The 11,963-nt window shown below is 54.0% G+C and carries 10 protein-coding genes and 1 pseudogene; 9 read left to right on the top strand and 2 right to left on the bottom strand.

Annotation, left to right across the window (positions count from 1 at the left end):
* Positions 1–8: 8 nt before the first annotated feature.
* Positions 9–461, top strand: a pseudogene (locus Q0915_RS15200) (3-keto-5-aminohexanoate cleavage protein); the annotation flags it as partial.
* Between the two features lie 176 nt (positions 462–637).
* Here the strand turns inward: Q0915_RS15200 and Q0915_RS15195 are convergent.
* Complete coding sequence (locus Q0915_RS15195) at positions 638–1,900, bottom strand: class II D-tagatose-bisphosphate aldolase, non-catalytic subunit (protein WP_299475017.1); 1,263 nt, start codon at positions 1,898–1,900, stop codon at positions 638–640.
* Positions 1,897–2,856, bottom strand: a complete 960-nt coding sequence (locus Q0915_RS15190; RefSeq protein ID WP_299475014.1) for a sugar kinase — start codon at positions 2,854–2,856, stop codon at positions 1,897–1,899. Before Q0915_RS15190 ends, Q0915_RS15195 begins: the two co-directional genes overlap by 4 nt.
* A 119-nt stretch (positions 2,857–2,975) precedes the next feature.
* On the opposite strand from Q0915_RS15190, the gene Q0915_RS15185 reads away from it, so the two are divergent.
* The 8 genes from Q0915_RS15185 (at position 2,976) to Q0915_RS15150 (ending at position 11,591) form a co-directional block, all read left to right on the top strand.
* Complete coding sequence (locus Q0915_RS15185) at positions 2,976–4,022, top strand: LacI family DNA-binding transcriptional regulator (RefSeq protein ID WP_299475011.1); 1,047 nt, start codon at positions 2,976–2,978, stop codon at positions 4,020–4,022.
* A gap of 112 nt (positions 4,023–4,134) precedes the next feature.
* Entirely contained in the window at positions 4,135–5,463 is a 1,329-nt protein-coding gene (locus Q0915_RS15180; RefSeq protein WP_104705224.1) for a sugar ABC transporter substrate-binding protein, read from the top strand.
* 141 nt (positions 5,464–5,604) lie between these two features.
* Entirely contained in the window at positions 5,605–6,477 is an 873-nt protein-coding gene (locus tag Q0915_RS15175) for a sugar ABC transporter permease (RefSeq protein ID WP_282047409.1), read from the top strand.
* Between the two features lie 13 nt (positions 6,478–6,490).
* A complete protein-coding gene (locus Q0915_RS15170; RefSeq protein WP_299475001.1) occupies positions 6,491–7,324 on the top strand; it encodes a carbohydrate ABC transporter permease in 834 nt (277 codons plus the stop codon).
* An 11-nt stretch (positions 7,325–7,335) separates the two neighbouring features.
* Positions 7,336–8,340, top strand: a complete 1,005-nt coding sequence (locus tag Q0915_RS15165; RefSeq protein ID WP_299474998.1) for an ABC transporter ATP-binding protein — start codon at positions 7,336–7,338, stop codon at positions 8,338–8,340.
* A complete protein-coding gene (locus tag Q0915_RS15160; protein WP_299474995.1) occupies positions 8,337–9,101 on the top strand; it encodes an L-iditol 2-dehydrogenase in 765 nt (254 codons plus the stop codon). Before Q0915_RS15165 ends, Q0915_RS15160 begins: the two co-directional genes overlap by 4 nt.
* Before the next feature lie 11 nt (positions 9,102–9,112).
* The gene (locus tag Q0915_RS15155) at positions 9,113–10,588 is read left to right on the top strand and encodes a mannitol dehydrogenase family protein (protein ID WP_366525288.1); all 1,476 of its coding nucleotides are present in this window, start codon (positions 9,113–9,115) and stop codon (positions 10,586–10,588) included.
* Positions 10,589–10,595: 7 nt separating this feature from the next.
* Positions 10,596–11,591 carry an alcohol dehydrogenase catalytic domain-containing protein gene (locus Q0915_RS15150; RefSeq protein ID WP_299474989.1) on the top strand — a complete coding sequence of 332 codons (996 nt, stop codon included), beginning with the start codon at positions 10,596–10,598 and terminating at the stop codon, positions 11,589–11,591.
* Positions 11,592–11,963: the final 372 nt, after the last annotated feature.

Genomic DNA, 11,963 nt, shown 5'->3' with positions numbered 1-11,963 from the left:
GGCCCTTTATGTCGAAAACCTTTATCACCTGCGCGGTCACAGGGGCCGGTGACGGCCCCAAAAGAAGCTCACTTGTTCCGGTGACACCCGACGAGATAGCAGACTCTGCGCTCGCGGCCGCCGAGGCGGGTGCAGCGATTGTCCACCTGCATGTGCGCGATCCGGACAGCGGTGCAGGCTCGCGCGATGCCGACTTGTACCAGCAGGTTGTCGAAAGGATCAGAAATCGAAACCGCGATGTGATTATCAACCTTACCGCCGGAATGGGGGGCGATGCCGTGTTCGGAGGCGATGACCCGCTGCCATTGCAGGAAGGCACGGACCTGATCAGCCCATCAGCGCGGCTGTCGCATATCGAAAAACTATGCCCGGATATCTGCACGCTCGATTGTGGTTCCTACAATGCGGGCGAGGGCAATCTGGTCTATATCAGCACATCTGATTACATTCGGGGCGGAGCCAACTAAGGCCGTCTCGAGTACCTTTTTCGGTTCAAACTCGCGACCGCAACAGTCTCCAGACCCGATCTCGTCCAGGTGCCGAAAAATCTCGGAGCAGTTCAATTCACCTGTGTGCGGTTATTGGACGAACCGGAAATTTGACGCACGGATCGTCCCCTAAACATCGCCGGTCAATTTTATGGGTGAGCATTTTGTCCAGCAGCCTCAAAGTAGCGATCAACACAACGTTGAACATGCTGCTCAATCAGTTTGCGCGGCGAACTAGGCATCTCACCGAATTCGAGCCCCATAAATGATTGGGATACGACCGTCTCCGGCGCTAATTTGATGCTGAGTGTCTCAATCAGGTCATCCAGTGCTTCGGCAACCTCGGCATCCGCCCAGTAATACCGGATACGGTCGCTATAGCTGTAGATCTTCAGGACATTAAGTTCTTCATCGCTGCCATTGTAGTAGTCTTGCCAGTAGTAGGGGGCTTCGTTCATTCGGTCGTTTATTATGTTTCTGAGCCGTGACGACTTGCCAGACCCCAGCTGCTCTCCGATGGAGACCAGGGCCCAGACGGCTTCCCGAAATCTGAACGTCAGTTCCGGACCTACCTTCAAAAAGAAGAAGTGGTTCTTGACCAGATCGGTCAAGGCAGCCGTTGACTGATAGTCTGTCGAGTGCGCCTCATAGGTCAGTCCATCTTCCAACAAAATCGCTTCGCTGAGTGGACGGGCCTTGTCCGGGACGAATGGGAAGACCGACGTGTGACCAAAGTCCACTCCAGGTTGGGTGACCACTGAAACGATGCGCTGCCAGGCGGCATCCAATCCTCTTTCCGCCCAGGCGTCGCGATGCGTCTGAATGGTTTCATGGAATCGTGCAACAGATGTGACATCCAGTGTTTCAGGTTCTTCGGTTTCGCCGCCGGGAACCGGAACCTCGGTGCCAATGATGTATATTAGTTTGTCCGGATCTGGTGCGTAAGCCTCTGCAGTTGCGCAAAGATCGGCCGCGCGTTTCGCGATCTCACCGAAGCTTGGATTTGGTTCGCCGCCACAAGCCATACTGGCGTCCAGATGAATTTTCGTGAACCCTGCTTCGACGTAGAGTTTCACCAACTCGCGCGCCTTTTCCATGGCTTGTGCGACGGGCTCCGATTTCCACGGATTGGGGCCCAAGTGGTCACCACCAAGGATCAGCTTGTCCATCGAAACACCAGCCTCTTTTGCCATGCCGCTTAGCCACCCCATGAAGCACCGGGGTGTCATACCCGTGTACCCCCCGTCTTGATTGACTTGATTGCAGGTCGCTTCGATCACCGTGGGAAATCCCGTTTCGGCAGCATAGGCAAGAACCGCACGCAGTACATGTTCATTCGCGGTGCAGAAACACGGCAGGCCAATGGGGTCGCCACTGCGGTTTCGGGCGATCAGGTCATGAACGAGGCTCATGCTGTGAACTCCTTGGGCTTGGCGCTTTCAAGCAATCTTTTAATTTCACCCGGGCTGGAGTTACCCTCCATTGGGCCTCGCCGTGTCACGGCGATGGCACCTGCAGCGTTAGCTTTCTGCCCTGCTTCAAAAAGAGGAACACCTTGTGAAATCAGCGAGACAAAAGTCCCGCAGAAGCAATCACCGGCGCCCGTTGGGTCGATTTCATTCACGTCGTGCCCTGGGAAATCGAACCGTTCGCCTTGTCCGACAACCGTGGCACCGCTTGCGCCTCGTTTGACAACGATGATCTCGGCGCGAGCGTCTAGAAGCCGGTTCACGGCGATTTCTTCAGATAAATCGGGAAACAAAAACCGAAGATCACTGGTACTTGGAAGTAAACAATAACTGCAGTCCATTACTTCGTGGATAGCGCCCACTGCAGAAGGATCACTCATCAGTTCGGGACGAGCGTTGGGGTCACATGTGATCCAACCGCCTGCGGCGGAAACTTGTCGAACAGCTGCCAATATCTTGCTGCGCATCGTCTCGGCGCCAAGCGACGAAGCAGAAACGTGGAGGATGGTTTGTGCCGGATCCAGAAGAGAGAAAGGCGTTTCGAATTGATCAGCGGCCGTTCCCGATAAATGAAAGATGAAGTCGCGATCACCACTGTCATAGTATGAAACGAAGGCAACACCGGTACTGCGGTTTTCCGAGAACTGAATGCCCCGGGTGCCGACGCCATCCGCATTCAATCGCTTAACGACACTCCGACCGAAGCCATCACGACCCACACCACCGATCATCTCAGTACGAGCGCCCATCCGGGCGGCCTGATCAAGAAATATGGCAGGAGCGCCGCTGGGATAAGGTCCTGAATAGTCTGAAATCAGTTCCAGTGAACAGTTGCGCCGGTGGGAAACAAACTCGACAAGTACTTCCCCCACACTCGCAATGGTTCTTGTCTGAGACATGCCTTCCTCCTTTTCGGGGAAGGTGTAGACCATAATTTTACATGTGTCAAAATATTAGCTTCTCACTTTAAAAAAGTTGAAGAATACGATAGCAATTTCGCTGGAAGGAGATCTTTTTGATGGTGAAAGCCAAACAAAAAATTGCCACGATGAAAGAGCTGTCCGAGGCTATCGGCATCTCTCGCCCAACCCTTTCGCGCTATTTTCAAGATCCATCGACGGTAAAGCCATCGACGTCGCGGAAAATCAAAGAGCGATTAGCTGAAGTGGACTATGTTTACAACTTCATAGCGACTCGACAGAACCGAAAGTCCTCCGGCCTGATTGGTGTGATCATTCCGCACTATAAGGACCTGTTTTTCACCAGCCTACTGGAAGCCATCGAACGGGCCGCAAGGGACGCGGGATATACTGTGATTACTCAGAGCTCGAACGGCAATGCGACAGGCGAGGCCCAAGCCGTCGCGCGACTGCGGTCCATGAGTGCGGATGGCGCCATAATTGCGCCCCTTGGGCTGGAAAGCTCGACAGAGGCGTTTCAATTGGCGCGCGAGGATTTTCCTATTGTCTTTACTGATTCACGCCCTGCGGTGGAGATTCAAGGCTCGGATTTCGTTGGGACGGACAATGCGCAAAGCATTGCGGCAATCGTCGACTATCTTTGCCGGACTGGCGAGCCGCCTGTATTTCTGAGCATGCCCCGCGTGAACTCAAATGCCATAGAACGCCAGGACGCCTATCAAGCCAAGATGCATGAATTGGGGTATGAACCGAGGTTTATTGAATCCGGCAGCGCAGATGAATCCTGGCAGTTCGAGGCCTATGGCCTCGGTATCATGGATGAGCAGTTCAGCCGCCAAAAATACACGTCGGACACGATCCTTTGCGCGAACGACCGCATAGCAATCGGAGCGATACGTGGCGCAAACAAACACGGACTGTTTGCGCGAAACCCGGAGCGTCGAAGCGGCCTGCGGATCGCCGGACACGACGATCACCCTTTGAGCCAGTTCATGTTTCCGGCCATCACCACCGCCGCACAAGACATTGAAGGCATCGGCGACGCTGGTGTTCGCATGTTGTTGGAGCGCATCCGAGGAGAACGCGACGATGCATCGGTCGCAGTTCTGAAGGAAGCGGCGCTCAGGATTCGAGAATCCACCTGAGTGCTCGCGGAACAGGAAAACGCGTAATCATTTTTTTACATGTGCAAAAAATTTCTTGACCCCCGGCATTTCCCATGCAATCTTTTACATGTGTAAAACTGGGAGGACGAAGATGTTTATAAAACGCACACTGCTTAGCACGGCAGTCAGCTTCGGACTTGTAGCCGGGATGACATCCGCGGCTATGGCGGAAGAAATCACGATCGCTACGGTCAACAATGCTGACATGATCGTTATGCAGGAGCTTGCACCGCAATGGGAACAGGCGACCGGGAATACAATCAACTGGGTCGTTCTGGAGGAGAATGTTCTTCGTCAACGAACTACTCAAGACATCGCAACGAACGGTGGTTCGTTCGACATCATGTTCATCGGTGCTTACGAGGCTCCGATCTGGGGCGCCAACGGTTGGCTGACACCGCTGGACGATTTCGCTGACGACCCCGATTATGATCTGGAAGATATTTTTCAGTTGGTTCGAAACGGTCTTTCTGCGGACGGCAAGCTTTATGCTGTTCCGCTCTATTCCGAGACTTCGTTCACGTTTTACCGGACGGACCTCTTCGAAGCGGCCGGAATTGAAGCCCCCACAGGGCAGCCCACCTATACCGAGTTCGCGGAAATGGCGGCCAAGCTCCATGATCCGGACAACAGCGTTTACGGAACATGTCAGCGCGGCAAGGCTGGCTGGGGCGAGAACATGGCCTTTGTCGGCACCCTTGCCAATGCATTCGGTGCGCGCTGGTTCGACATGGAGTGGAACCCCCAACTCGATAGCCCCGAGTGGAACGCTGCGATCACCTACTATGTCGACCTGATGACCAACTATGGCCCTCCGGGCGCTTCCGGCAATGGTCACAACGAAAACCGTGCGCTGTTCAAGGACGGCAAGTGCGCGACGTGGGTGGACGCAACCTCGGCTGCAAATGATGTGCGCAATCCCGAGACATCCTCGGTTGCAGACGTTACAGACTTCTTCCAGGCACCCAAGCAGGAAACTGACAAGGGAACCGGCTGGTTCTGGTCCTGGGCTCTCGCTATCCCTGCAAGCTCTCAGAAAGCTGACACCGCCAAGGACTTCCTGAAATGGGCAACGTCCAAAGAGTACTTCGAAATGGTGGGCGAAACCAAAGGCTGGGTCGCCGTGCCGAGCGGCACACGTGCCTCCGTCCATGAAGACCCGCGACTTTTGAAAGCAGCGCCTTTTGCGGAGACCATCAAGAATGCGATCTTCTCTGTAGACCCGGCAGATCCGACCCGTGACCCGGTGCCTTACACGGGTGTCCAGTTCGTCGCGATCCCTGAGTTTCAGGGCATCGGCAACTATGTCGGCCAACAGGTTGCTGCGGCTCTGGCCGGTCAACAGTCAGTCGAGCAGGCGCTTGCCAATAGCCAGCAATTCGCCGTCCGCGAAATGACAAAAGCAGGTTACATCAAGTAACCGCCTCCCTGGATGGGCCGGGGTCACGTGCCTCGGCCCTTTCAGTTCCCGGAAAAGCTTTTTTGGGGCGTTTTGGCAAAGATCTGATTTGGATTTTTTCTCAAATGCGGCAGCGCAATTCGACTTGGGAGGGCGAAACGCATGTCTACGAAAGCGTCAAGATCCGCTGCACGAATGATGATCTCGCCTGCGGTTCTGTTACTCCTCGGCTGGATGCTCATCCCGTTGTGTATGACGGTTTATTTCTCGTTCCTGCGCTACAACCTATTGCAGCCGGGGACAACGCCCTTTGCAGGGTGGGAGAATTACTACTGGTTCGTCACGGACCCGAGTTTCAAGGCCGCAATCACGAACACGCTGGCGATGGTTGGCGGTATTTTGTGCGTCACAACGATCGGTGGCATCGGCTTTGCGCTATTGCTGGACAAGCCCATGTTTGCGACCGGACTTATACGGATCATGGTTATCGCACCATTTTTTGTGATGCCAACCGTTTCTGCGCTTGTTTGGAAGAACATGTTCATGAACCCCGTGAACGGCATATTTGGCAATCTTGCTACAAGCCTCGGATTCCAGCCCATAGACTTCTTCGGCCAATACCCGTTGGCATCGATCATCTTCATCGTGTCTTGGATGTGGCTGCCATTCGCTACCTTGATCCTCCTGACAGCACTCCAGTCGCTCGATCAGGAGCAATTGGAAGCTGCTGAAATGGATGGGGCCGGTTGGGGAAGCAGATTCTGGTTCATCATGTTACCGCACCTGGCCCGGGCGATAACGGTGGTCATCCTGATCCAGACGATCTTTCTATTGTCGATTTTCGCCGAAATCCTGGTGACCACCAATGGTGGTCCGGGCACCGCGACGACAAACCTCACCTATCTGATCTATGTCTCGTCGCTTTTGCAATTTGACGTCGGCATGGGAAGCGCCGGTGGCGTCATCGCCATCATCCTCGCCAATATCGTTGCGATCTTCCTGATGCGGATGATCGGCAAGAATCTGGACGCTTGAGGGAAGATCGATCATGGCACGCGCAATCTCGACCAAAGCCAAGGTCACCAACACCGCAATCGCTGGAACGCTCGGTTTCCTGATGTTCATACCCATCCTCTGGATCCTGATCCTGGCGTTCAAGACCGAAGAAGATGCGATCCGGGCGCCTTTGGAGATCCTGTTCGGAAGTGGCTGGACAACCGATAGCTTTGGGACGGTTCAGGCCAGATCTGACTACTTCAAGCATTTCTCCAACTCGGTCATTATTTCCGTCGGATCCACGTTTTTGGGCCTCTTGATTGCGATACCTGCAGCGTGGTCAATGGCATTTGTTCCATCCAAACACACCAAGAATGTGCTTATGTGGATGTTGTCGACCAAGATGTTGCCACCGGTTGGTGTGTTGGTGCCAATCTATCTGGTTTTCCGGGATTTCAACCTGCTCGACACTCGTCTTGGTTTGACGATCGTTCTGATGCTGATCAATTTGCCGATCATCATTTGGATGCTCTACACATACTTCAAGGAAATTCCGGGCGAAATTCTGGAAGCCGCCCGTATGGATGGGGCGTCACTGCGTGATGAAGTCATTTACGTACTGACACCGATGGCGATCCCCGGCATGGCGTCGACAGTTCTCCTGAACATCATTCTCGCCTGGAACGAAGCTTTCTGGACGATCAACCTTACGGCCGCAAATGCGGCACCGCTGACTGCATTTATCGCCAGCTATTCCAGCCCTGAAGGACTCTTCTACGCCAAGCTGAGTGCCGCTTCAATCATGGCTATTGCACCCATTCTGATCATGGGTTGGTTCAGCCTGAAACAACTCGTCCGGGGACTGACCTTCGGTGCCGTGAAGTAAGGAACAAGAAAATGGGACGCATTCAGCTGAGGCAGGTTCAAAAAAAATTTGGTGATGTGGAAGTCATTCCACCATTGGACCTTGAAATAGATGATGGGGAGTTCGTCGTTTTTGTCGGCCCGTCCGGGTGCGGGAAATCAACACTCTTGCGTCTCATCGCAGGTCTGGAAGACACAACGTCGGGCATTATCGAAATTGACGGCGAAGATGCTACCGCAACCGCACCTGCCAAGCGTGGTTTGGCGATGGTATTCCAGTCTTACGCGCTTTACCCGCATATGTCGGTGCGCAAGAACATCGCCTTTCCCATGCGAATGGCGAAGATGAGTGTAGAAGAGCAGGACAAGCGGATCACTGCGGCGGCCAAGGCGCTCAACCTGACAGATTACCTGGACCGACGTCCCGGTCAACTCTCCGGCGGTCAGCGTCAGCGTGTTGCCATAGGTCGGGCCATTGTGCGCGAACCCGCAGCGTTTTTGTTTGATGAGCCGTTGTCGAACCTTGACGCCGCGTTGCGGGTCGGAATGCGCATGGAAATCTCCGAGCTTCACAAAAAACTCGACACGACAATGATCTACGTGACCCACGATCAGGTCGAGGCCATGACCATGGCCGACAAGATCGTCGTTCTGCGCGCAGGCGTGATCGAACAGGTGGGTAGCCCGTTGGAGCTGTACCGAACGCCGCGCAACAAGTTCGTAGCGGGCTTCATTGGCAGCCCCAAGATGAACTTCATTGAAGGGGCCGGGGCCGAGAACCACGACGCGCAGACAATCGGGGTCAGACCGGAACATATTGATGTTTCAACCACCGATGGCCCCTGGAGGGGCACTGTCGGCGTGGCCGAGCATCTGGGGTCAGATACGTTCATTCATGTCCATGGCATTCCGGGCTGTGACCCGATGACCGTGAGGGCACTTGGGGACGTCGCAGTACAGCACGGTGACACCGTTTTCCTGACGCCGAATTCTTCCCAAATCCACAAATTCAATTCCGAAGGGTTGCGCATGTCATGAGAACGCTCGATGGAAAAGTTGCTCTCGTGACCGGTGGTGCGCGTGGGATCGGTCGCGCAGTTTGCGAGGCAATGGCCGATGCTGGTGCAAAAGTTGCTGTTGCCGATTTGCGCGAGGATGACGCCGCAGAAACGGCACAGGCCATTGGCGGCCTGCCTGTCGAAATGAATGTGATGGATTTCGACGCGCTTTCGGACAACGCACAACAGGTCGAAAACGCGTTGGGTGGCATTGATATCCTTGTCAACAATGCGGGTATCTTCAACATGGCCTCTATCGACAGGATCACGCCAGAAGACTACCGCCGCCAATATGACGTCAATGTTGGAGGAACAATCTTCGCCTGTCAGGCGGTGATACCGTTCATGAAAAAGCGCGGCGGCGGCGCGATCATAAACTTTTCAAGCCAGGCCGGTCGTCGTGGCGAACCCAACATCACACTGTATTGTTCAACCAAGGCAGCGATCATCTCGATCACACAATCGCTGGCGCTCGAGTTGGCAACTGACAACATTCGCGTGAATGCCATTGCACCGGGTGTCATCGACACCCCGATGTGGGACGTCGTTGACGCGCAGTTCTCCCAATATGAGAACAAGCCCCGCGGCCAGAAAAAGCGAGAAGTTGGTGAAGCCGTTCCGTTGGGCCGTATGGGCGATCCCCGTGATATCGCCGATCCATGCGTGTTTCTCGCTTCGGATGCCTCCCGATACATTACCGCTCAGACATTGAATGTCGACGGCGGCAACTGGATGAGCTGACGCTGAAGCCAATGCCAATGCAAAAACTCTCAAACGCAGCACTTATCGATTTGCCCGCAGGTGTTTGTATTCCTACCTACAATCGCACGGCCATTACACCGGGCATCGTGCACATCGGTTTGGGTAACTTTCACCGTGCGCACCAATCCTGGTATCTGCACCGGCTGATGCAGCAGGGAGAGGCGCTGGATTGGGGGATCATCGGTGCAGGTGTTCGCCGGGGCGACGAAGCTCAACGGAAACGGTTGTCAGCACAGGACTACCTGACAACCCTGATCGAGTTGGACCCCAATGGACCTTCAGTGGAAATCGTCGGGTCAATGATCGGCTTCGTGCCCGTCGAGGAAAACAACGCCGCCTTGATACGGCAAATGGCCAACCCTGCAATCCGCATTGTTTCGCTTACCGTCACCGAGGGCGGATATTACATTGACCCTGTAACCAATGCATTCAATTCGGATCATCCTGACATCCGACATGATGCCGCTCATCCCGACAGTCCTCGAACAGCTTTCGGTGCCATGATTGCGGCACTGAAAACACGCCGCAGGGAGTCATCGGGGCCTTTCACCTGCCAAAGCTGCGATAACCTGCAAGGCAACGGCGCAATCTTGCGACAAACGCTGGTTTCACTCGCGCGCCTATCCGATCCGGATCTTGCAGATTGGATTGATACGAATTGCTCCTTCCCCAATTCCATGGTGGATTGCATTGTTCCTGCTACCGGGCCGAGGGAACTGGAACTGGCCAGGCAATTCCGCATCAATGATGCAGCCCCGGTAACCCATGAAAATTTCCGTCAATGGGTAATTGAAGACGACTTTTGTGCCGGGCGTCCCGATTGGGACAAAGTCGACGCGACATTCACGCAGGACGTACATGCCCACGAGACGATGAAAATTCGCATATTAAACGGTGGTCATCAGATCATCGCCGATGCGGGTGAAATTTTGTCTCTCGAATACATTTCACAATGTATGTCGCACCCTTTGATTGGTGCGTTTTTTCGCAAGATTGCAAGGATTGAGATCGCACTTCAGGTAAAAGCTGCCCCGGGTGTAGCACCAGCCTCTTATGTCGATCTGATCGACAGACGGTTCTCAAATCCCGAGATCATCGACACCGTGCGACGAGTGGCGTTTGACGGCTATTCGCGCCAGACGGGATTTGTTCTTCCAACCTTGCGTGACGCGCTTGCCAACGGTGACGCCGTTGACGGTCTCGCGCTGTCCCAGGCGATCTGGGCGAGGATGTGTGAGGGAACACGGGAAGACGGCACTATCATAGAGCCCAATGATCCTGTGTGGGATAGGCTAGTGATTACTGCCCGGGCAGCGAAGTCCAATCCGCAAGCATGGTTGGACCAAAGTGACATCTACGGGGATCTAGGAAACAACGCCCTGTTCCAAGTCCGGTTTCATACCTGGCTTTCGCTTATCTGGTCCGAAGGTTTGGAAGCAGCGTTGGTATCATACCTGCAAGGATAATCACGCTATGAAGGCTGTCGTTTTCACCGGAAAAAATGAAGTTCAGTTCAAGGATTTGCCGGATCCCGCGCCAGGGCCGGGTGAAGTTGTTGTCGAAGTCAAGGCAAGCGGAATTTGTCACACCGATTACGAAGTTTTGAAAGACAACTATGGGACTGGCGCTTTTCCCGTTGTACCTGGTCATGAATATGTTGGCGTCGTTGTGGATGTTGGGTCAGGTGTAGCAAATGTCACCTCCGGAGACCGTGTCGCTGTTGACCCGAATTTCGAATGTGGCACCTGTCGGGCGTGCAGGCACGGTTGGGCGCATCTTTGTGACAAGCTTGGCGCATACGGTGTAACAACCCATGGAGGGTTTGCTGAATTGAGTCTCGTGAATGCCGCCAACGTGCATCCCATCGGTGACATGAGTTTCCAGCAGGCCGCTTTGGCAGAGCCCATGGGATGTGTTCTAAATGGCGTCGATGCAGTTCACGCTCCGTGGATGGAAGAGGCATTGATCTTTGGTGCCGGACCGATGGGATTGCTCATGGGAATGGCGCTTAAGTCGACAGGCATCTCAAGGGTAACCTTCTGCGACATCTCGGACAGCCGTCTTGAATTAGCATCGAGCTTTGGATTCGAAGCAATCGCAAGCGGCTCCTGTGACCTACAAGAGTGGCATCATCGAGCAGATCTTGCGGTTGAAGCAACGGGCGTTCCGGCTGTTGCTGCAGGACTTGCCGACTATATGGCAAACGGAGGCAAAGGTCTTTTTTTCGGCGTCTGTCCATCTGATGCGAAGATTGATCTTAGACCTTTCGAGGTTTTCCGAAGGCAATTGACGCTTGCTGGATCGCATTCTCTAAACCACAACATCCCAAGGTCATTGGACATCATAACTGGCCACGGTTCCGAAATTGATCGCGTGGTTTCGCACAGACTGCCACTCGAGGAAATTTCAAGATTTCTCGCCAGCGCACCACCGAGCAAAAGTCTGAAAGTGCAGTGGGCCTTCGATTGACGTTGCCAAGATTTTTGAAAACGGTGAGGTCTTCGTTGGCGCAAATCCTTTGTGCAGCAGCTGTGACAGTGCGGTCGTCAAGGTTTTGTCGAATGTCGATCGTGTGTTCAATCACATATGTGCCCCTTTTGGCAAAGCATGATGCACTTGCAAGGTCACCCAAATCTCAGCTCTGTTGTTAACGAACTAGCAGACCCCTTGCACCTGGATGAGAGTTGCATGCAGGGGCGTTTGGCAAAAGCCTCATGAATGAAAGAGCGCGTTCTGAAATCAATGCGTTTCTTGAAGCGGTTCTTCGCACAAGTGGCATTGGCAATGATTTTATCTCATCGCAATGCGGTCTCTTCATCTAACGCTCGTGAAGGCTGGATT

The sequence above is a fragment of the uncultured Roseibium sp. genome (assembly GCF_947494555.1).
Lineage (GTDB): Bacteria > Pseudomonadota > Alphaproteobacteria > Rhizobiales > Stappiaceae > Roseibium.
This window is presented reverse-complemented; position numbering and strand designations above follow the sequence as displayed.